We start from the raw sequence: 20,554 nt of genomic DNA, 5'->3' as shown, positions 1-20,554 counted from the left end.
AGGTTGCGGGGCATGTTCGCGGTCTACGCCTCCGAGCCCAACGCCGACGACCCGCTCGCCTCCCTGGTGGTGGGCGAGCGGCCCGACCCCGAGGTGCCCGAGGGCTGGGTGCGCGTCAAGGTCGAGGCGGCGAGCCTCAACATGCACGACCTGTGGACGCTGCGCGGCGTCGGCATCTCCGAGGACCAGTTCCCGATGATCCTGGGCTGCGACGGGGCGGGCACGCTCGACGACGGCACCCCGGTCGTCCTGCACTCGCTCATGGGTGACTCGGACTGGAAGGACGACGAGACCCTCGACCCGAAGCGCAAGATGCTCACCGAGTGGGCGCAGGGCAGCTTCGCCGACTACGTCGTCGTGCCGAAGCGCAACGCGCTGCCCCGCCCGGAGGGCATGACGGCCACGGCCGGCGCGGTCATGGGCACGGCGTGGCTCACCGCGTACCGGATGCTGTTCACGAAGTCCGGGCTGCGCGGCGGGCAGACGATGCTCGTGCAGGGTGCTTCCGGCGGGGTGTCGACGGCGCTGATCCAGCTCGGGCGCGCCGCCGGCATGCAGGTGTGGGTCACCGGGCGCACCGACGAGAAGCGCGAGCTGGCTCTGCGTCTCGGCGCGCACCAGGTGTTCGAGTCGAACGGGAAGCTGCCCGGCAAGGTGCAGGCGGTGTTCGAGACGGTCGGCGAGGCGACCTGGAAGCACTCGATCCGCGCACTGGTGCCCGGCGGCACGATCGTCTGCTCGGGCGCGACGTCCGGCAACCAGCCACCCGCCGAGCTCGCCCAGATCTTCTTCCTGCAGAAGAACCTCGTCGGCTCGACGATGGGCACCCTGGCCGAGCTGCGCGACCTGCTCGACTTCGTCGCCGCCACCGGCATCGCCCCGGAGATCGGCCAGGAGCTGCCGATGACCGACGCGAAGGACGGTTTCCGGTCGATGCTCGACGGCGTCACCGCCGGAAAGATCGTCTTCACCCGCTAGGTGCCTTCGGCACCTCGCTGCGTAGGTGGTTCAGGAGCGCGTCGGTGACGGTGTCGGCGTGGCGGGCGGGAAGCCAGTGGTCGCCGCCGGGGACCTGGACGTACGAGAAGGGGCCGTCGAGGTAGCGCGCCGAGCCGACCATCTGCGCCTCGTCGAGCGCGACGTCGGCCGTCCCGAGCATGCCCAGCACCGGGATCGTCAGACGCGGCAGGCCCAGCGGCGTCTCGTCGGCGAACGTCCGCGGGTCGATGTTCGCGCGGTACCAGTTCAGCCCGGCGGTCAGGGCCCCCGGGCGCGCCAGGTCGGCGATCTGGGTGCGCACGAGCTCGTCGTCCCGACCCTGGTGCAGCCAGCGGCGCAGCAGCGCCCAGTCATCGGCCGGCAGCACGTCCTCGGCGACACCGGGGAACTGGAACCAGAGCATGTACCAGGACAGCGCACGTTGGGCGAGCCCGGCGGCCCGGAACGCCTCGGGGTGCCCGACGGCCAGCGCGGCGTAGCGCGTGACCCGGTCGCTGCGCATCGCGAGCGCCCAGCCCACGACCGAGCCGAAGTCGTGCCCGGCGACCGCGGCCCGGTCGACACCCCGCTCGTCGAGCAGCGCGAGCACGTCGGCCACCGAGCGGTGGATGCGGTACGCGCCGACGTCGTCGGGGCGGTCGCTGTCGCCGAAGCCGCGCAGGTCCGGGGCGATCACCCGGTACCCGGCCGCGACGAGCGCCTCGATCTGCGGGCGCCACAAGCGCGCGCGGTCGGGGAAGCCGTGCAGCAGGACCACCGCGGGCCCGCTGCCGGCGTCGATCACCGACAGCGTGATGTCGGGCAGCGTGACGCGGACCGGGTCGGGGGTCACGCCGAGAGCCGTCCGGCTGTCGGGGCCACGTCGGCGAGCACCGTGAGCACCGCGCGGGCCAGGGCGTCATTGGCCCGGAAGCTCAGCGCGTTGGTGTTGGGCCGGGTGAACGCACCCGGGAGCCGCACGTTGGTGTGCGGCCCGATCGCGAAGCGGCACGGATCCGGGTTGCCCGCGGCGTCGATGAGCCGGAAGTCCGAGGTGCGCACCCGCACCAGACCGGTGTTGTGCAGCGTCACCGACGCGTCGGAGTGCGCGACCGCCGCGTCGGCCGCGTGCACGGCCGTGCCCGCGTCCTCGGTGTGCTCCTCGCGCAGGGTCTCCTCGTCGAGCAGTCCCTCGGCGTGCAGGCCGGCCAGCATGGGGTCGTCGCTGCGGCTGACGCTCGGCGACGACAGGCGCGCCTCCACGAACGTCCGCGCCGTGATCGCGATGTCGTCGAGAGAGGCGCTGGTGGCCCGGAAGCCGCCGTCGACGGGGGCCACCTGCAGTCCGGCCCCGAGGAACACGACGTACCCGGCGCGCGAGAGCGCGAGCAGCTGGCGCAGGCGCGGTCCGGGCGGGCCGCTGGCGAGCGAGCTGAAGAAGTTCTGCCACCACGCGAGGTCCTGGGCGCGCGAGCGCGGCGTGAGCGCGTTGGTGCCGGCGAGCTCCGCGACCTGCGCGAACGCCGACAGCAGGCCCACGAACGCCCCGAGCTCGGCGGTGTAGCGGTCGTCGACGTGGCGGGCGAGGTCGTCGAGGACGTAGGCGCGCAGACGCTCCTGCAGGCTCGCGACGTCGGGCGCGCAGACGTCCTCGAGGGGCCGGTCGATGCGTTCGAAGTCGAGACGGTCGGTGGGGTCGGGCACGAAGCCGGCGACGAGCTCGTGCATCGCCGGCGTGTACCAGCCGAGCTCCGCGTAGCGCAGCGCGAAGTCGTCCCACACGCCCCGGACGCGGTCGGGGTGGCCGGCGAAGAGCTCGTGGTAGTACGCCCAGCCGACCTCCTTGGCCATGATCGGCCACACGTCGCGGCGCAGGTCGACGTGCCCGCGGCGCACGAACGCGGCGATCTCGTCGGGACCCAGGAAGCGCGGCAGCGGCGGGCGCGGTCCGCGCAGCGCGTACTCGGTCTTGGCGTGGTACGGCACGCCGCGCCCGGAGCCGACGTGCACGACGGGCTCGCGACCCGAGGGCCGGTAGTCCAGGGTGCCGTCGCCGCGGTCGTGGAACGTCCCGCCACGGCCCTCGAAGAGCAGGACCATGAGGTCGATGAACGCCAGCCCCATCCCGCGGGCGATCACCGTCTCCCCCGCCGGGATGCGGTCGAGATCGGAGTCGGTGGTCTGCTCGGGCGGGAAGTAGAGCAGCCCGTGCTCCTGCGCGTGCGCGACCAGCGCGGCCTCGTCGTCGGTCGGGGCGGCATCGAGGTGGCCGGAGGCGAGGACGAGCACGTCGGCGGGCAGCTCGCCGCCACCGTCGAGCAGGACCGTGTCCGGGGCGCCACGCCGGAGGCCGACCGCGCGGGTGCGGTGCCGGTGCACCCGTACCTGCCGGGGCAGGGCCGCGAGCACGCGCCGCAGCACGTAGTCGAGGTAGTGGCTCTGCAGCCGCCGGGTGGCGAACGTGGCGGGTCCGAGGGCGCGCAGCTCGTCGCCGACCGGGCCGTCGGGGACCTCCTCGCCGTCCAGCTCGCCGTCGCGGACGGCCACGGCCCAGTCGTAGAGGGACGGGCCGGGCACGATCGGACCGTCGCAGATCACGCTGTCGTCGGTGAACATCGTGACGTCGGCCGCCATGGAGTTCATCCACAACAGCGCCGACTGGTCCTCGCGCCAGATGCGGCCCGCGCCGTCCGGGTAGGGGTCGACGAGGTGGACGTCGAGCTCCTGCACGAACTCGGGCGCGCTCGCCGCGAGGCGTTCGAGGACACCGGTCCCCCGCGGCCCACCTCCGACGATCACCACCGATCGCGGCATCTGTCCGTATCCCTCCGCCGTCCACCTCGCCTCAACCGTAGGCGCGGGCCCCGGGACCGGCCACCGAACGCGACGGCGGGTGACCCGCGTCCCGGTGCCGGAGCTCAGGGGGACACGGCCGCGCGCTGCTCCACGCTCGCGAACGAACCAGTCCGGCCGGGTGCTCCACCGGCCGTCGCGCAGCACCGCGGGGTGCACCCGCACGGGGGTGCACAGGGCGTGCGCCCGCGCGTCACGCACCTCGAGCGGGGCCATGGTGGTCACCGGCACCCGGTGACCGCGCTCCTGGGCGGCCTCCATCATCGCGACGCTGGTGTCGTGGGCCGGGTTCGGCGACGCGATCGGATCGATGACGAAGACCAGCACGAGCGGGCGGGCCGACGGGGCCCGGTGGTCGGACATCAGCGTCCTCCGGTGGCGGGCGCTCGTCGTGGTGAGGTGGGAACGTCGAGGCGATGAGCACTCCCCTCGTCGCCGTGACCGGCCGGCGCCGGGCCGCGGCGGGTCTGCACAGCGGCCCGCCTGCGCTCGACGCGCTGGAGATCGACGCCTACTTCATCGGCTACGCCGCGAACGTGGTCGCGGCGGGTGGCCTGCCCCTGCACGTTCCGGGCGGCGTCGACCCGGCCGCGGTGATGGAGCGCGCGGACGCCCTCGTGCTGACCGGGGGCAACGACGTCGACCCGGCCCGTTACGGCGCCGTCCCCGACGCGTGGACGTCCTCGCTCGAGCCGGACCGCGACGCCTTCGAGATCGCGCTGCTCGCCGCGGCGCGCGAGCGCGGGCGTCCGGTGCTGGCCATCTGTCGCGGGATCCAGCTGGTGAACGTCGCGTGGGGCGGCTCGCTGCACCTCCACCTCGCCGAGCACGTGCACACCCGCTGGCACGACGTCGCGGTGGCGCCGGGCAGCGTCCTGGCCGGGCTCCACGGCTCGGCGGCGCGCGTGAACAGCCTCCACCACCAGGGCGTCGATCGCGTCGCGCCGGGGCTGGCGGTCACCGCCCGGGCACCCGACGGGCTGGTCGAGGGGCTGGAGGCGGTGAACGGGGCGCCCCTGGTCTGCGTGCAGTGGCACCCCGAGCAGCTCGACGACGTGCCGCAGCCCGAGTTCCGCTGGCTCGTCGACGCCGCCCGCTCCCCTGCGTACCGTCCTTCTTCCTGACCGACAGGACCCGCAGGTCGGTGTCGGCGCGCAGGCCGCGGCGCGAGCCCTCGACACCGATCCCGCACCGCTTCTCACCCCCGAACGGCACGGTGGGCGTGACGACCGGGTTGCCCGGGGTCGCGACGTCGCCGGCGCCGTCGGGAACAGCACGGCGCGGTGCTCGGGATCCTCTGCTGCTGCCGCCACCGGCCGGCTCCTCCCCGCGCGGACGTCTCCGGAGCTCAGAAGCGTAGCCCTGAGGTTCTTACCGCCGAGCCGACCGCCCCTGGACACACGACGGCGGGAGACACGACCACGCCCGCCCGTGCGGGGCACGGACGGGCGCGGCGGATTCCTGCGCGGTTACCGGCGCTTGGGCCCGCGGGGACCGCGGGACGGCCCCGAGGCCACCTCGTCTCCGGAGGCGCGCCGCAGCCCCATCGGACGGCCCGCGACGCGGGCGCGCTGCAGGCGCTTGACGACCGGGCCGGGCACCTCGGCAGGCAGCTCGACCAGCGTGTGATCGGTGCGGATGTCGATGTGCCCGATGTGCGCGGAGTCGAGCCCGGCCTCGTTGGCGATGGCCCCGACGATGGCGCCCGGACGCACGCGCTGGTTGTGACCCACGTCGATGCGGTAGGTGTCGGTGCCCGACCCGACCGACCACGACGGCGCCTTGCCGCGGCCCTGACCGCGCTCGGGCTTCGGGCCGCGCTTGTCGCCCCGCTCGCCACGCGGCGGCGGGGCGGGCAGGTCCTCGACCAGCAGCGGCTTGTCGCCCTGCACCATCTTGGCCAGCCCGGCGGCCAGCTCCAGCGGGTCGGTGCCGTGCTCGGCCACGTAGTCGCCGACGATCCCGCGGAACACGTCCATCGGGTCGCCACCGGCGACGGTGCCGTCGAGCGTGCCGGTGACGCGGTCCGCGAAGCGCCGCTTGCGCACGTCGTTGACCTCGTCGGTGCCCGGCACCGACATCTCCTCGGCCTTCTGCTTGGTGACGCCCTCGATCATCCGCATGGTGCGGATCTGGCCGCGGGTGACGAACGAGATCGCGTCGCCGCTGCGCCCGGCCCGGCCCGTGCGCCCGATGCGGTGCACGTACGACTCGGGGTCGGTGGGCAGGTCGTGGTTCACGACCAGCGAGATGCGGTCGACGTCGAGGCCGCGCGCGGCCACGTCGGTGGCGACCAGCACGTCGATCTTCCCGGCGCGCAGGTCGCCGATCGTCTTCTCGCGCTGCGGCTGCGAGAGGTCACCGGAGATCGCCACGGCCGCGAACCCGCGGCGGTTGAGGGCGTCGGTGACGTCGGTGGTGTTCTGGCGCGTGCGCACGAACACCAGGCAGGCGTCGAAGTCCTCCACCTGCAGGATGCGCGAGAGCGCATCGGCCTTGAGCCGCTCGGGCACCACGACGTAGCGCTGCCGGGTGTTCACCCCGGTCTGGGTCTTCGACTTGATCGACACCTCGGCCGGCGCGTTGAGGTGCCGGCGCGAGACCTCGCGGATGGCGCCGGGCATCGTCGCCGAGAACAGGGCCACCTGCCGGTCGGCGGGCAGGAGGTCGAAGATGTTCTCGACCTCCTCGAGGAAGCCCATCTGCAGCATCTCGTCGGCCTCGTCGAGCACGAAGTGCGCGACGTTCGTGAGGTCGAGGGTGCCCTTCTCGAGGTGGTCGGCGATGCGACCGGGCGTGCCGACGACGATCTGGCCGCCGCGGCGCAGCCCGTGCAGCTGCGGGCCGTAGGGCGCGCCGCCGTAGAGCTGCACGACGTTCAGCCCGGGCACGGCGGCACCGAGGCGCTCGATGGCCTCGGCGACCTGGATCGCGAGCTCGCGGGTCGGGGTCAGCACGAGGGCCTGGACCGACTTCTGCGCCGGGTCGATCGCCGAGAGCATCGGCAGCGCGAACGCGGCGGTCTTGCCGGTGCCGGTCTGCGCGAGCCCGAGGACGTCGCGGCCCGACAGGAGCAGCGGGATCGTCTCGGACTGGATCGGGGTCGGCGTGTCGAACCCGGCCTCGGCCAGGGTCGGCAGCAGGCGCTCGGCGAGCCCGAGCGCGGCGAAGCCCGAGGCCGGCGTCTCGTCGACGGCGTCGTCGGTGGCGTCGTCGGTGGCGTCGTCGGTGGCGTCGCCGGTGGCGTCGGGAGCGGCCGACGCGTCGTCGGCCCCGACGACCTCGTCGACCGTATCGGTCGCGTCGGTGCCGTCGGAGGGGGAAGAGGTGATCACGTCGACGAGCTCGACGTCAGGATCGGAGAGCACGGAGTCGGACAGGACAGCAGCGTTGGTCACGTAGATCTTTCGTGGAGAGGGAACTCGGACGAACGAGAGCTGTCCGCGGACCCGGTCGCACTCCGGAGGGTCCCACCCAGGCCGACAGCTCGGCGTTGGTAACCAGTCTACGCGAGTGGATATTTCCGCTCGCCCACCGCGTCGTCGGCTACTTCTTGGCCTTGTTCTTCTCGACCGCGTTCTGGTCGGTCGACAGGGCCGCGACGAAGGCCTCCTGCGGGACGTCGACCCGCCCGATGGTCTTCATCCGCTTCTTGCCCTCCTTCTGCTTCTCGAGCAGCTTGCGCTTGCGGGTGATGTCCCCGCCGTAGCACTTGGAGAGCACGTCCTTGCGGATCGCGCGGATGGTCTCGCGGGCGATGATCCGCGAGCCGATGGCCGCCTGGATCGGCACCTCGAACTGCTGGCGCGGGATCAGCTTGCGCAGCTTGCCCGCCATGTCGTTGCCGTAGGCGTACGCGGCGTCCTTGTGCACGATCGCCGAGAACGCGTCGACGGGCTCGCCCTGCAGCAGGATGTCGACCTTCACCAGGTCGGCGGCCTGCTCGCCGGCGGGCTCGTAGTTCAGCGACGCGTAGCCGCGGGTGCGCGACTTCAGCACGTCGAAGAAGTCGAAGATGATCTCGGCCAGCGGCATCGTGTAGCGCAGCTCGACACGGCTGTCGGACAGGTAGTCCATGCCCTCCAGCGAGCCGCGCCGCGACTGGCAGAGCTCCATGATCGGGCCGACGAAGTCCGCCGGCGCGAGGACCGACACCTTCGTGATCGGCTCGTAGATCGTCGAGACCTTGCCCTCGGGCCACTCGGCGGGGTTGGTGACCTCCACCTCGCCCCCATCGTCGAGCTCGACGCGGTAGACGGTGTTGGGCGCCGTGGAGATCAGGTCGAGCCCGTACTCGCGCTCGAGGCGGTCGCGGGTGATCTCCAGGTGGAGCAGGCCGAGGAAACCGCAGCGGAACCCGAAGCCCAGGGCCGCCGAGGTCTCGGGCTCGTAGGACAGCGCGGCGTCGTTGAGCCGCAGGCGGTCCAGGGCGTCGCGCAGCAGCGGGTAGTCCGACCCGTCGATCGGATAGAGCCCGGAGTAGACCATCGGCTGCGGGTCGCGATAGCCGCCGAGGGGCTCGGTGGCGCCCTTGCGTTCCCAGGTCACGGTGTCGCCGACACGGGACTGGCGGACGTCCTTCACGCCGGTCATGAGGTAGCCGACCTCGCCGACGCCGAGCCCCTGGCAGGGCTTCTGGTCCGGCGAGATGATGCCGACCTCGAGCAGCTCGTGCACCGCGTTCGTCGACATCATGCGGATGCGCTCGCGCGGGGTGATGCGGCCGTCGACGACGCGGATGTAGGTGACGACGCCGCGGTAGGTGTCGTACACCGAGTCGAAGATCATCGCCCGGGCCGGCGCGTCGGCGTCGCCCACCGGCGCGGGCACGCGGCGCACGACCTCGTCGAGCACGGCCCGGACGCCGTCGCCGGTCTTGGCCGAGATGCGCAGCACGTCGTCGGGCTCGCAGCCGATGAGGTGCGCGAGCTCCTCGGCGTAGCGCTGGGGCTCGGCGGCGGGCAGGTCGATCTTGTTGAGCACCGGGATGATCTCGAGGTCGTGCTCCATGGCCAGGTAGAGGTTGGCCAGGGTCTGCGCCTCGATGCCCTGCGCGGCGTCGACCAGCAGGATCGCGCCCTCGCACGCGGCCAGCGAGCGGCTGACCTCGTAGGTGAAGTCGACGTGGCCCGGGGTGTCGATGAGGTGCAGGACGTGATCGCGCATCTCGCCGTCGGGGCCCGCGGCGTACCAGGGCAGACGGACGTTCTGCGCCTTGATGGTGATGCCGCGCTCGCGCTCGATGTCCATGCGGTCGAGGTACTGCGCGCGGTAGGCCCGCTCGCCCAGGACGCCGGTCATCATCAGCATCCGGTCGGCCAGCGTGGACTTGCCGTGGTCGATGTGGGCGATGATGCAGAAGTTGCGGATCCGGTCCGGCGGCGTGAACGTCTCGTCCGCATAGCCCTTCGTGCCCGGCCGTCCATGGGCCACAGAATCGGACCCTGCGGCGGACTGCTGGGTGGTCTGGCTCAAGGGTTCCTCACGTTCTGACTCGACCGGCTCCCCACCATCGTCCCATGAGGCCCGGCCGCGGTCCGCGATGTGCGGGGTTGCTAACCTCGACGTCACTGCGTGAGGCGGGCGCGGGAGACGAAGCATCGAGCTGAGCACGCCGAGAGGGGAGCTCGACCCATTCGGCCTCCCCCGCGCGCTCCCGTGAAGCAGCCAGCACCGACAGACGAGGTTCGAAGACTCCCGTGGCGAACATCAAGCAGCAGGTCAAGCGCATCCGCAAGAGCGAGGAGGCGCGCCAGCGCAACAAGGCGGTGAAGTCGCGCATCAAGACCGCGATCCGCCGCTACCGCGAGGCCGTCCAGGCCGGCGACCAGGAGCAGGCCACCACCCGCCAGCGCGAGGCCGCCCGCCTGCTCGACAAGGCCGTCAGCAAGGGCGTCATCCACAAGAACCAGGCCGCGAACAAGAAGTCGCGCATGGCCCACCGCGCCGAGCGCTTCACCGTCGACGCCAAGGCGGGCAAGACCCCGGCCTGACCGGCCCCGCAGCTCACGGCCCGTTCCCGCACCCGGCGGGGGCGGGTCGCTCTCGTGCGCGCGCAGATGTCAGCGACGTGGCGTCGCTGACACTGAACGTCTGTATTCTTCCGTCGATCTTCAGGCGGCGCGCTCGCCGAGCGCGACGCCGCGCTGTGCCTGGCCGAGCTGGTGCGGCGCGAGGTGGCCGCCGGGACCCTCGACCCCGTGCTCGCCCCCGACTCTCGCGCGGACCCTGCTCGGCGTCGGTCTCGGGCTGCAGCGAGCGGTGCGTCCGGAGCTCGACGCGGCGCTTCTCGTGGAGACCGCGCGAGCCCTGCTGCGTCCGGTGTCTAGCGCCGGGAGCTGCCCCGGGCGGCGACGACCGCCTCGACGGCGTACTCGAGCGCGTACGACGGGTCGGCGGCGGCGCCCTTGACGTTCGCGTTCAGGTCGGCGACGACGCCCATCGCCTGCGTGAGCCCCTCGCCCGACCAGCCGCGCCCATTCTGCTGGCCCCGCTTGACCTTCCACGGCGGCATCTTCAGCGAGGACGCGAGGCTGTACGGGTCGCCTCGTCCGGCGGCGGTGACCCGCGCCGCGGTGCGCACCCCGTCGGCGATCGCGTCGGCGACCACGACGTGCGGCACGCCGGTGTCGAGTGCCCAGCGCAGCGCCTCGAGAGCTCCCGCGCGGTCGCCGGTCATGGCCCGGTCGGCCACCGCGAACCCGGTGACCTCGGCGCGCCCGCGGTGGAAGCGGCGAACGGCGTCGGCGTCGACGTGCCCGCCCGAGTCGGAGGCGAGCTGCGACGCCGCGGCCGCCAGCTCGCGCAGGTCGGACCCGACGGCGTCCATGAGCAGGCCCAGTGCCTCGCCGGTGATCTTGCCGCCGGCCTGGCGCACCTCGGCCCGCACGAAGTCGGCCCGCTGGTCGTCCGAGAGCCCCGACGCCGACGCCTCGCTGGCGCCCGCCGCGCGCAGGCCCTCGAGCAGCGCGTCGCCCTTCGCCCCGCCGCCCTTGGCGCTCGACGCCCGCCCGGCGGGACGGCGTCCCCGCGCGCTCCTCGGCGGGCCGCGGTGGACGACGACGAGCGTGACGCCCTCGCTGGGCGCCTTCGCGTAGTCGAGCAGCAGGGTCGTGACCTCGGCGCTCGCGTCGTGGCCGTTCTCCACCACGACCACCCGCGACTCGGCGAACAGCGACGGGCTCACCAGCTCGCCGAGCACCCCGGCGGTCAGGTCGCCGGCCGGCAGCGTGCTGACCTCGACCGCCGGATCAGCCTCCCGCGCCGCCGCGACCGCGCGCGCCACCGCCCGCTCGACCAGCAGGGCCTCGTCGCCGACGACGAGATGCACCGCTGACGGGGGCTCGGACGACGGGCTCACGCGCTCATCGTTCCACGACCCTCCGACAGACCCGGGCCGTGGCGCGTGAGGCACGTCTCGGCCGGGCGACGCTCGGTGGTCGACCCGCTGCGGGTCCCGTAGTGTTCTCGCCCGGATGTCCCCCTGGGATGCCCGACAACCGCATACGGCTCATCCAGAGGGGTAGAGGGACCGGCCCGACGACACCCCGGCAACCGGCGCAGGCGTTCCGCAGGCGATCACGGTGCCAATTCCGACCCGTCCGCGGGGAAGATGAGGAGGACTTCCTTCCATGACGATCACTGCCCAGGCCACGAGTACCACCGGTCTCGACCTCGGTCCCGCCGCCGCACTCGCCTGCCGCGCCTGCGGCCACCGCCTCGACCTCGCCGCCGAGTTCGCCTGTCCGCAGTGCTTCGGCCCGCTCGAGGTCGCCTACGACTTCGGCCGCGTCACCCGCGAGGACATCGAGCGCGGCCCGCGCAGCATCTGGCGCTACAAGTCGCTGCTTCCCGTACCCAGCACCGTCGAGACGGTGCCCAACACCGACCCGGGCTGCACCCGGCTGCTGCGCGCCGACCGCCTGGGCGCCGAGCTCGGCATCCGCAACCTGTGGGTCAAGGACGACACCGGCAACCCGACGCACTCCTTCAAGGACCGGGTCGTCGCCATCGCGCTCGCCGCGGCCCGCGAGCTCGGCTTCACGGTCCTGGCCTGCCCGTCGACCGGCAACCTCGCGAACGCCACCGCTGCCGCGGCCGCCCGTGCGGGCTGGGACTCGGTCGTGCTGATCCCCGCATCCCTCGAGCGCGCGAAGATCCTCATGACCGCGGTGTACGACACCAACCTGCTGGCCTGCGAGGGCACCTACGACGACGTCAACCGCCTCGCCACCGAGCTCGCCTTCGAGCAGGAGGACTGGGCGTTCGTCAACGTCAACGTCCGCCCGTACTACGCGGAGGGCTCGAAGACCCTCGGCTTCGAGGTCGCCGAGCAGCTCGGCTGGCGCGTCCCGGCCCAGACGGTGATCCCGATCGCGTCGGGCTCCCAGCTGACCAAGGTCGACAAGGCCTACGGCGAGCTGATCTCCCTCGGCCTCGTGGACGACACCGAGTACAAGGTCTTCGGCGCCCAGGCCGCGGGCTGCTCGCCGGTCTCGACCGCCTTCCGCGAGGGCACCGACGTCGTCCGCCCGCAGAAGCCGGACACCATCGCCCGCTCGCTCGCGATCGGCAACCCCGCCGACGGGCCGTACGTGCTCGACGCGGTGCGCCGCTGCGGCGGCACGATCACCGACGTGACCGACGACGAGGTCCGCGACGGCATCCGGCTGCTCGCCCGCACCGAGGGCGTGTTCGCCGAGACCGCAGGTGGCGTCACCGTCGCGAACGCGAAGAAGATGGTCGAGTCCGGCGACCTGGACCCCGACGCCGACACGGTGCTGCTGATCACCGGCGACGGTCTGAAGACCCTCGACGCGATCGAGCACCAGGTCGGCCCGAAGGCGACGATCCCGGCCACGTCGGCGGCGGTGCGCGAGGCGCTGGGCCTGTAGCTCGCCCACGCGACCGGCACGTTCCCCGGGCTCGGCCACCCGAGGAGCTGCCGAACGTGCCGGTCGTGAGGGCCGTCGCCCGCCGCGCGCCGGAGCGCAGGCCGCTCACCGCTTCCTCGGGTCGGGACGCGGGTCGCCGCGGGCGACGACGGACGCCCCGGTGCGCGGGTCGACGCCGACGACGACCGCGATGTCGCCCGACTCGTCGGTGCGGCGCACCATCGCACCCGTCCGCGCGAGCAACCCCACGATCTGCGGGTTCGGGTGTCCGTAGGTGTTGCCGCGCCCGACGCTGACCAGCGCGAGCGAGGCCCTCGCCGCGGTCAGGAACGTCGGCAGCGAGGAACGCGACCCGTGGTGCGGGACCTTGAGGATCTCCGCGTGCAGGTCCGAGCCCGACCCGAGAAGCGACGCCTGCGACGACAGCTCCGCGTCGCCGGGCAGCAGCACCCGCCCGACCGGGGTGTGCGCCCGCAGCACCACCGAGGTGTCGTTGACCTCGGAGCCGTCCTCGCCGTCGACGTGGTCCGCCGGGCGCACCGGGCCCAGCACCTCGAGCACCAGCTCCGGCCAGCGCAGCACCGTGCCCCGGGTGAGGCCGACCAGCGGCGCACGCACCGCGGCGGCCCGCCGCGCGACCTGCCCGAGCGTGTCCTCCGGCTCGCGGGAGGGGCCGAGCGCGACCCCGCCGACCGACCGCCCCGCGAGTGCTCCGGCGAGCCCGCCGACGTGGTCGGCGTGCAGGTGCGTGAGCACGACCAGCGCCAGCGACCGGACCCCGAGCCGCGCCAGGCACCCGTCGACCACGCCGGCGTCCCCACCCACGTCGACGAGCACCGCCCGCCCCGGCTCACCCGTCGCCAGCACCAGCGCATCGCCCTGCCCGACGTCGCAGGCCACCAACGACCAGCGCGCGGGCGGCCATCCGGGCGGCGCGACGCGCGTCGGGACGAGCACGAGCAGCGCCCCGACCAGCAACGCGGCGACCACCGCCCGCAGCTTCCGCCAGCGCAGCGCCGCCCCGACCAGCACCACGACCGCGGCCAGCGCCAGCGCGCCCGCCACCCCGCCCGGCCAGTCCAGCGTCGCACCCGGCACCGCGGCGCACCGCCGCGCCACCCACACCAGCCACGCCACGCCGGGCCCGGCGGCCCAGACCAGTGCGTGCGCACCCGCCGTCCACCACGGCGCCACCGCCGCGGCCATCACCCCGAGCACCGTCACGGGGGCGATCACCGGCGCGGCCAGCAGGTTCGCCACGATCGCGACGAGGCTGACCTCGCCCGACAGCCCGGCGATCACCGGCGCGGTCACGACGTGCGCCGCCACCGGCACCGCGAGCGCCTCCGCCAGGCCGGGCGGGACCCGGCGCGCCCGCATCCGCGCGACGAAGCCGGGCGCGAGCAGCACCAGCGCCCCGGTCGCGAGCACGGAGAGCGCGAACCCGGGATCGGTCGCGAGCCCCGGATCGACCAGCAGCAGCACGATGACCGCCGCACACAGCGCCGGCACCACCGAGCGGCGGCGCCCGACCGCGAGCGCCAGCACCGTGATCCCGCCCATCACGGCGGCGCGCAGCACGCTCGGCGACGGCCGCGCGAGGATCACGAATCCGACCAGCGCCACCCCCGCCAGCAGCGCCGCCGTCCGCGGGCCGAGCCGCCCCAGCCGGGCGAGCAGCAGGACCGCGCCGCAGACGATCGCCACGTTGGTGCCGGACACCGCCGTGAGATGAGTGAGACCTGCGGTGCGGAAGTCGTCCTCGAGGCCCGGCGAGACGCCTGAGGTGTCGCCGACCACCAGCCCCGGCAGCAGGCCGGCCGGATCCTCGGCCAGCACGGCCCGCGCGGCGTCGCGCAGGCCGCCGCGGAGGTCGCCCGCGACCCGTTGCATCGCCGGCACCGGGCCGACCGCACGCGGGGGACCGCGCACCTGCAGCACGGCCACCGTGAGATCGGCGCGATCGGGCGGCCCGAGCCGACCCCGCGCGCTGACCAGCTGGCCGGGCAGCAGGCCACCCCAGTCGTCGGCGGGCGCCAGAAGCACCACCCGCCCGCCGGCCCGCCACCCCGGCCCCGCCCCGACCTGGCCCCCGACCAGCTCGCCGCGCACCACCACCCGCCCCGGCCCGGGCACCGAGGAGCGGACCGGTCGCGGGTCGGCGGTGACGACGAGGTCGAGCCGCGCCGACACCCCCGCCCCCGTCGCCGGGCGCAGTGGATGGCTCGCCACCGCGTACGCCCCGAGCCCGGCCACCAGACCCACGGCGGCCGCGCACCCGCCGGCGGCGAGGACGACCGCCCGCAGTGCGGGCCGTCCGACACGAGGCCCCGGGCGCCGCGCCGCGATCACCGTCGCGACGGCGGCGAGGGCGACCAGCACCAGCGCGGCGCCCCACCCGGCGGTGAGCGCCGCGATCGCCACGCCCCACGACGCCAGCGCCGCCGGCGCGAGCCGCAGGTCTGGCGGCGCCGGGGGGTCGTCCGCAGGCCCGGCGGACGGCCCGGCGCGGTCGCTCACACCGTGACCAGGTCGCGCAGGGTCGCGAAGCGGGCGTCCCCGATCCCGCTGACCTCCTGCAGCTGCTCGACGGCCCCGAAGCGCCCGTTCTGCGTGCGCCACTCGAGGATCCGCTGGGCGGTGACCGGCCCGACCCCGGGGAGCTGGTCGAGCTGCTCGAGGGTCGCGGTGTTGAGGTTCACGCGCCCGCCGGGGGCCGGAACGCCACCGCCTCCCGCCGGCGCGGCCCCCGCCGCACCGGCCGACCCCGACGGCGGCGTCACCGCCGCGGGCACGCCCACCACGACCTGCTCGCCGTCGGTGAGGCGCGCCGCGAGGTTGAGGCCGGTCAGATCGGCGTCGGGTGACGCGCCACCGGCCGCGTCGACCGCCTCGCCGACACGGCTGCCCGGCGGGAGCCGCACCAGCCCGGGACGGGCGACCTTCCCGGACACCGACACCACGATCGGTCCCGCGTCGGGCGGGGGCGCGGCGGCAGGCGACGGTGCCACGGGAGCGCCCGCCACCAGCGGCAACGCGGGCACCGGCTCGGCGACCGGGCGGTCGGACCACACGCCCACCGCCGCGACCACGGCCGCGACGGCCGCGACCGCGGCAAGGGCGAGCGCGCCGGTCCGGCCGGGGTCCCACCGCGCGCCCGACCACGACGCCGGCAACCACCGCGCTGCCCACCGGCGCGCCCGCTCACCCCGCTCAGGCGGATCCCACGCACTCCCCCGGCGCGCCGCCGGGAGCGGTTCGTCGTCCTCGTCGTCGTCCCACCACCCCTCCCGCGCCGGCGCCGGTCCGTCGGGTGACGCCCGCGGCGGCAGACGCAGCCGGGCCGCCGGCGTGCCGGGCGGCGCGCCCGGCCACCCCACGCGCGCCCCGTCGGGTTCGGGCTCCCGCGACGGAGACGACGGCGGCGACACACCGACCTCGACCGCGTCCCGCCCGCCCCAGCCGGATCCCAGGGAGCGCAGGCGAGCGCGGGCGTCGTCGGTGTCGGGTGCTGCGGAGCGAGGCATGCGCGGGACGCTAGGAACCACCCCGACCGGCAGCCCAGCGCTGAACGCACGCCTGGGGACAACCGCCCGGGGTGGGGACGGACCCGCGCCGCCCCGGCGCCGGACGACGGCCGGGCGGCGGAGGACGAGCCTGCGATCAGACCTCTCGCGCCGACTCCGTCGCGAGCATCTTCCCGAGGCGCCGCATGTTCGCCCTCCCCGCGACCCGCAGCCCCGCCGCGAGCGCCGGCAGGGCGTGCTGCAGCACCCCGTCGGCCGAAGGGTCGATCGTGAACGTCAGCCGGCTCCCCCTCCCGCGGGGCGCGACCGCACCGACGACGTCGACGTCCAGCCCGCGGAACCGGCAGCGCGTGCGCCACCGGGTCGGCCGCTCGAACTCGACGATCTCCGCGGTGGCGGTGCCCATCCCCCGCCAGGACCCCTCGAAGCGTGAGCCGACCCCGATCGGCTCGGCGGTCACCAGGTCGATGCGCCGCGCGGCCGGGTTCCACACGGCCTCGGTGCGCAGGTCCGCGACCTGGTCGAACACGAGCTCCGGGGACGCGTCGGTGTCGAGGAGGTTCACCACGGTGCTCACGCCACCATCGTTGCCGGTCACCACCGCGAGGTCACTCGGCGGAACGGGCACGAAGCGCCGCCGCGACCTCCCGGCCCACGACCTCCCCCACCGCGGCGTGCGCCGCCCAGCCCCAGTGGATGCCGTCGGGATTGCCGTGGCCACCGAGCACGTGGTCGGCCACGAGGGGCACGGGGTCGACGAGGGCCGCGCCGCACGAGGCCGCCCACCCCGTGATCGCCGCCACGTGCCGCTCCCGCCCGGCGTGCACTCCGCCGTACAGCGGCGCCCGGTGCACCGAGGGCAGCATCCCCACCACCGGCAGGCCCGGGACCAGCGTCGTCACCGCGGCCCGCAGACGCTCGAGGTACCGGACGGTCTCCGCGGGCGGCAGCGCCACCGGGCCTGCCCCGCCCAGCAGCCGCGCGGCCCGGGGCGTCAACCACCGGTGGACGTCGCGCACCGTGCGCCGCAGAGGAGGAGGCCGCACCGCGGGGATCAGCTCCCGCAGGGCCGTCGGCAGCGGCGACGGGAGCGTGTCCATCCCGCCGACTCCCAGCACGACCGCGTCGGCGTGCCGCAGCGACGCCCAGATCCGCGGGTCGCCGACCATCGCCCGCCACGCGTGCCGGGCGGTCCACCCGAGGCCAGCGTGCAGCTCGGCACGCCCACCGAGAGAGCCCGCGGCCACGTGCGGCCACAGCCGGGGTTCGTCGGCGGGCTCGGCGCGGTCGGGTCCGTGGAACGAGAGCGAGTCCGCGATCACGACGAGAACCGGGTCCCCGTCGGGGGTCGAGCTCCGCTCTGCTCCGTCTCCCCCGCGGCTCACGCGTGGAGGCCCCAGGCGCGCAGGCGCCAGCGGTCGATGCGGTGCTCGAGGATCGCCCACGCGCAGTTGTGCAGGGGCGAGAGCGAGTGCCACGCGGAGACCGGCCACGCCAGCGCCGAGGCGGTCAGGGCACCGATGGTGCCGCCGTGCGCGACGACCATCGCGGTCTGGTGCTCGTCGCTGCCGCCCAGCTCCGCGTCCAGCTCGGCGAGCACGGGAAACGCGCGCTCGGCGACGTCGACGCGGGACTCGCCGCCCGGGGGCGCCCACGCCGGGTCGGTGCGCCATGCCTCCAGCCCGCCGGGCCAGCCGGCCTCCACCTCGGAGCCGGTCAGACCCTCCCAGTCGCCGAGAGCGGTCTCCCGCAGCCGTGGCTCGGGGCGCGGCACGAGCTCCGCCTCCTTCGCGACGGCCTCGGCCGTGCGCCAGGCGCGGACCTGGTCGGACGCGACGAGCAGCGCAGGCTCGTAGGCGGCGAGCAGCGGTGCGGCAGCGAGGGCCTGGGCACGGCCGACCTCGTCGAGATCGGGGTCGAGCCGTCCCTGCATGCGGCTCTCGGCGTTCCACACCGTCCGACCGTGGCGGGCGAGGACCAGCCGGTGGAGGCTCACTCGCCGGCGGCGGTCTGATCGGAGGGCGGACCGTAGACCTCGGCGGGCAGCGGTACGGCCGGACAGTCCTTCCACAGCCGCTCGAGACCGTAGAAGTCGCGCTCCTCGGTGTGGAGCACGTGGACGACGATGTCGGCGAAGTCCAGGAGCACCCAGCGGGCCTCCTGGGTGCCCTCGCGGCGCACCGGTTTGGCGTCGAGGTCACGGAGCTTCTCCTCGACGTTGTCGACGACGGCCTGCACCTGGCGCTCGTTGGGCGCCGAGGCGATGACGAACGCGTCGGTGAGCGGGAGCCGCTCGGACACGTCGATGGCGACGACGTCCTGGGCGAGCTTGTCGGCGGCGGCGAGCGCGGCGGTCTCGGCCAGACGGCGCGCGCGATCGGTGACGGCCACGAAACCCTTCGGGGTCGACGACATCGGCGTGGCGATGGTACTCGACCGCTCCCCGCCGTCACCCGTCGCGAGCCCGCACGATGCCGGGGACCCGGCGCATACTGAGCCGATGCCGGACTACGGGGACGGGCTGGCCCAGGACGCCGACCTGACGGCCGCCGCCGAGAACGCCGTCGCGCAGGCCGTGGCCCCCCTCGGGGGTCGGCGCCCCGATCTGCTGGCCGTCTTCGTCTGCCATCCCGACCCCGACGAGATCGGTCGCGCCGGCGAGCGGGCGATGGAGGTCGCCGGCGCGCGCGTGGCCGTCGGGTGCAGCGCCGGCGGCGTGATCGGCGACGGGCGCGGCGTCGAGGCCCGCCCCGCCGTCGCGGTCTGGGCGGCGTCGCTGCCCGAGGCCACGCTGACCCCGTTCCGCCTCGACGCGAGCCGCACCGAGAGCGGCATCGCCGTCGGCGGCATGCCCGTGCGCACCGACGACGACGAGGTCGCGCTGCTGCTCGCCGATCCCTACACCTTCCCGATCCAGGGGTTCGTCGAGCAGTCCGGCGAGGCGCTGCGGGGCCTGCCGCTGGTGGGCGGGCTCGCGTCCGGGCCGGGCGGGGCCGGGGCGACGCGACTGTTCCTCGACGGCGTGGTGCACGAGCGCGGCGTGGTCGGCGTGACGATCGGGGGCGACGTGCGCGTCCGCACGCTCGTCAGCCAGGGCTGCCGTCCCGTCGGCCCGGCGATGACCGTGACCGCCGCCGAGGGCCCGCACCTGCGGGGACTCGCCGGGCAGCCCGCGTACCGCAAGCTCGAGCAGATCGTCGGCGAGCTCAGCGAGGCCGAGCAGCAGATGGTGGCCCAGGGCCTGCACCTCGGGGTCGCGATGGACGAGTACGCCGACGACCACCGCCAGGGCGACTTCCTCATCCGCGGCGTCGTCGGGGCCGATCCCGAGCAGGGCACGGTGACGGTCGGCGACGTCGTGGAGGTGGGGCGCACCGTGCGCTTCCAGGTGCGGGACGCCGCGAGCGCCGACGCCGACCTCGACTGGCTGATGACCCGCTTCCGCGGCGACGGCGACACCGCGGGCGCGCTGCTGTTCTCGTGCAACGGGCGCGGGCGGGCCATGTTCCCCGACGCCGACCACGACGTCATCGCCGTCCAGCGGGGACTGGGGCCCGAGGGGGTCGCCGGGTTCTTCGCCGCCGGCGAGATCGGTCCTGTCGCCGCCCGCAACCACCTGCACGCGTTCACCGCGTCGGTGCTCGCCTTCGGCTGACCGGAGCACGCGACCCGGGGCCCTCGCACGGCTCGTGACCACCGGGTTCTACCGTGACGGACGCCCCCGCGCCCCGTACGAAGGACCACGACAGCCGATGAGCGTCGAGCCCCGGCAGGCCGAACGCCTCCCCGAGGACGTCGTCTCCCTGCTCCGCGGCCCGAACCCGTGCTTCGTCGCGACGGTGATGCCCGACGGATCGCCGGAGACCACCGAGACCTGGGTGGACACCGATGGCACCCACGTCGTCCTCAACGCGATCGAGGGCCGCAAGGACGTCGAGAACGTCCGCCGCGACCCCCGCGTCTCCCTCGCGATCGGCGACGCCTCCTGGCCCGGGCGCTACGTGGCCGTGCGTGGCCGCGTCGTCGAGGTGACCCCCGACGGCGCGGCCGAGCACATCGAGTCGCTCGCCCGGCGCTACCTCGGCCGGCCCTATCCCTGGCACCGCCCGGACCAGACGCGCCTGATCCTGCGGATCGCCCCCACGGCCGTGCACCGCCAGGGCTCCTGACCGGCTCCTAGACGAGTAAGTCCGAACCCGATCAGTGGTCGTAGGCGATCAGTGATCGGGTCAGGGGCTGGCCGGTGGCTCGGTTGTGCCAGATGGCGGCGGTCATGGCCAGGAGGCGTTGGGCGACGCGTGC

The 20,554-nt window shown here is 74.5% G+C and carries 17 protein-coding genes, 1 pseudogene and 1 riboswitch; of the genes and pseudogenes, 6 read left to right on the top strand and 12 right to left on the bottom strand.

Annotation, left to right across the window (positions count from 1 at the left end; all coding sequences use genetic code 11):
• The first annotated feature begins 12 nt into the window (after positions 1-12).
• Positions 13-978, top strand: a complete 966-nt coding sequence (locus AC2A1K_RS19870; RefSeq protein WP_483898042.1) for a quinone oxidoreductase family protein — start codon at positions 13-15, stop codon at positions 976-978.
• Here AC2A1K_RS19870 and AC2A1K_RS19865 read toward each other — a convergent pair.
• The gene (locus AC2A1K_RS19865) at positions 968-1,831 is read right to left on the bottom strand and encodes an alpha/beta fold hydrolase (RefSeq protein ID WP_483898041.1); all 864 of its coding nucleotides are present in this window, start codon (positions 1,829-1,831) and stop codon (positions 968-970) included. The two genes, AC2A1K_RS19870 and AC2A1K_RS19865, sit on opposite strands and share 11 nt — an antisense overlap.
• On the bottom strand, positions 1,828-4,194 hold the full coding sequence (locus AC2A1K_RS19860) for an FAD/NAD(P)-binding protein (RefSeq protein ID WP_483898040.1): 2,367 nt from the start codon (positions 4,192-4,194) through the stop codon (positions 1,828-1,830). The genes AC2A1K_RS19865 and AC2A1K_RS19860 overlap by 4 nt, the downstream gene beginning before the upstream one ends.
• Positions 4,195-4,247: 53 nt before the next feature.
• Between AC2A1K_RS19860 and AC2A1K_RS19855 the strand changes: the two genes are divergently transcribed.
• Entirely contained in the window at positions 4,248-4,955 is a 708-nt protein-coding gene (locus tag AC2A1K_RS19855; RefSeq protein WP_483898039.1) for a gamma-glutamyl-gamma-aminobutyrate hydrolase family protein, read from the top strand.
• 345 nt (positions 4,956-5,300) lie between these two features.
• On the opposite strand, the gene AC2A1K_RS19850 is transcribed toward AC2A1K_RS19855, so the two are convergent.
• Both AC2A1K_RS19850 and lepA read right to left on the bottom strand, forming a co-directional pair.
• A complete protein-coding gene (locus AC2A1K_RS19850; RefSeq protein ID WP_483898038.1) occupies positions 5,301-7,229 on the bottom strand; it encodes a DEAD/DEAH box helicase in 1,929 nt (642 codons plus the stop codon).
• Between the two features lie 148 nt (positions 7,230-7,377).
• Entirely contained in the window at positions 7,378-9,264 is a 1,887-nt protein-coding gene (lepA, locus tag AC2A1K_RS19845) for a translation elongation factor 4 (RefSeq protein WP_483898037.1), read from the bottom strand.
• A gap of 266 nt (positions 9,265-9,530) precedes the next feature.
• On the opposite strand from lepA, the gene rpsT reads away from it, so the two are divergent.
• On the top strand, positions 9,531-9,824 hold the full coding sequence (gene rpsT / locus AC2A1K_RS19840; RefSeq protein WP_274281743.1) for a 30S ribosomal protein S20: 294 nt from the start codon (positions 9,531-9,533) through the stop codon (positions 9,822-9,824).
• A 332-nt stretch (positions 9,825-10,156) separates the two neighbouring features.
• Here the strand turns inward: rpsT and holA are convergent, their stop codons facing one another.
• Positions 10,157-11,191: a DNA polymerase III subunit delta gene (gene holA / locus AC2A1K_RS19835; RefSeq protein WP_483898036.1), complete on the bottom strand. Its 1,035-nt coding sequence runs from the start codon at positions 11,189-11,191 to the stop codon at positions 10,157-10,159.
• A 147-nt stretch (positions 11,192-11,338) separates the two neighbouring features.
• A riboswitch (SAM riboswitch) is annotated at positions 11,339-11,450 on the top strand.
• 12 nt (positions 11,451-11,462) lie between these two features.
• Between holA and thrC the strand changes: the two genes are divergently transcribed.
• Positions 11,463-12,725 carry a threonine synthase gene (thrC, locus tag AC2A1K_RS19830; RefSeq protein ID WP_483898035.1) on the top strand — a complete coding sequence of 421 codons (1,263 nt, stop codon included), beginning with the start codon at positions 11,463-11,465 and terminating at the stop codon, positions 12,723-12,725.
• A 105-nt stretch (positions 12,726-12,830) separates the two neighbouring features.
• Here thrC and AC2A1K_RS19825 read toward each other — a convergent pair whose 3' ends face one another.
• The 6 genes from AC2A1K_RS19825 to rsfS form a co-directional block, all read right to left on the bottom strand.
• Positions 12,831-15,245 (bottom strand): ComEC/Rec2 family competence protein, encoded by a 2,415-nt coding sequence (locus AC2A1K_RS19825; protein ID WP_483898034.1) that lies wholly within the window; start codon positions 15,243-15,245, stop codon positions 12,831-12,833.
• Entirely contained in the window at positions 15,242-16,252 is a 1,011-nt protein-coding gene (locus tag AC2A1K_RS19820; protein ID WP_483898033.1) for a ComEA family DNA-binding protein, read from the bottom strand. The genes AC2A1K_RS19825 and AC2A1K_RS19820 overlap by 4 nt, the downstream gene beginning before the upstream one ends.
• A 136-nt stretch (positions 16,253-16,388) precedes the next feature.
• Positions 16,389-16,829, bottom strand: a complete 441-nt coding sequence (locus AC2A1K_RS19815) for an SRPBCC family protein (RefSeq protein ID WP_483898032.1) — start codon at positions 16,827-16,829, stop codon at positions 16,389-16,391.
• Between the two features lie 31 nt (positions 16,830-16,860).
• Complete coding sequence (gene octT / locus AC2A1K_RS19810; protein WP_483898031.1) at positions 16,861-17,574, bottom strand: diglucosylglycerate octanoyltransferase; 714 nt, start codon at positions 17,572-17,574, stop codon at positions 16,861-16,863.
• A 59-nt stretch (positions 17,575-17,633) separates the two neighbouring features.
• Positions 17,634-18,248 (bottom strand): histidine phosphatase family protein, encoded by a 615-nt coding sequence (locus AC2A1K_RS19805; RefSeq protein ID WP_483898030.1) that lies wholly within the window; start codon positions 18,246-18,248, stop codon positions 17,634-17,636.
• The gene (gene rsfS / locus AC2A1K_RS19800; RefSeq protein ID WP_483898124.1) at positions 18,245-18,643 is read right to left on the bottom strand and encodes a ribosome silencing factor; all 399 of its coding nucleotides are present in this window, start codon (positions 18,641-18,643) and stop codon (positions 18,245-18,247) included. The genes AC2A1K_RS19805 and rsfS overlap by 4 nt, the downstream gene beginning before the upstream one ends.
• A 109-nt stretch (positions 18,644-18,752) precedes the next feature.
• On the opposite strand from rsfS, the gene AC2A1K_RS19795 reads away from it, so the two are divergent.
• Both AC2A1K_RS19795 and AC2A1K_RS19790 read left to right on the top strand, forming a co-directional pair.
• Positions 18,753-19,907, top strand: coding sequence for an FIST signal transduction protein (locus tag AC2A1K_RS19795; RefSeq protein WP_483898029.1), 1,155 nt, complete (start codon positions 18,753-18,755; stop codon positions 19,905-19,907).
• A 97-nt stretch (positions 19,908-20,004) separates the two neighbouring features.
• Positions 20,005-20,421 carry a PPOX class F420-dependent oxidoreductase gene (locus tag AC2A1K_RS19790; RefSeq protein WP_483898028.1) on the top strand — a complete coding sequence of 139 codons (417 nt, stop codon included), beginning with the start codon at positions 20,005-20,007 and terminating at the stop codon, positions 20,419-20,421.
• A 31-nt stretch (positions 20,422-20,452) separates the two neighbouring features.
• On the opposite strand, the pseudogene AC2A1K_RS19785 reads toward AC2A1K_RS19790, so the two are convergent.
• Positions 20,453-20,554, bottom strand: a pseudogene (locus AC2A1K_RS19785) (IS982 family transposase); the annotation flags it as partial.

Source organism: Actinomycetospora sp. 2LY8.5, assembly GCF_057180585.1.
The sequence above is the reverse complement of the archived record's forward strand: the minus strand, read 5'-3'. Positions and strand labels throughout refer to the sequence as shown.

Bases quoted from the DNA above. Each gene is read 5' to 3' on its own strand.
- AC2A1K_RS19870 (WP_483898042.1), top strand. From the start codon at position 13: ATGTTCGCGGTCTACGCCTCCGAGCCCAACGCCGACGACCCGCTCGCC.
- AC2A1K_RS19860 (WP_483898040.1), bottom strand. From the start codon at position 4,194: ATGTCCGACCACCGGGCCCCGTCGGCCCGCCCGCTCGTGCTGGTCTTC.
- AC2A1K_RS19855 (WP_483898039.1), top strand. From the start codon at position 4,248: ATGAGCACTCCCCTCGTCGCCGTGACCGGCCGGCGCCGGGCCGCGGCG.
- thrC (WP_483898035.1), top strand. From the start codon at position 11,463: ATGACGATCACTGCCCAGGCCACGAGTACCACCGGTCTCGACCTCGGT.
- AC2A1K_RS19820 (WP_483898033.1), bottom strand. From the start codon at position 16,252: ATGCCTCGCTCCGCAGCACCCGACACCGACGACGCCCGCGCTCGCCTG.
- AC2A1K_RS19795 (WP_483898029.1), top strand. From the start codon at position 18,753: ATGCCGGACTACGGGGACGGGCTGGCCCAGGACGCCGACCTGACGGCC.
- AC2A1K_RS19790 (WP_483898028.1), top strand. From the start codon at position 20,005: ATGAGCGTCGAGCCCCGGCAGGCCGAACGCCTCCCCGAGGACGTCGTC.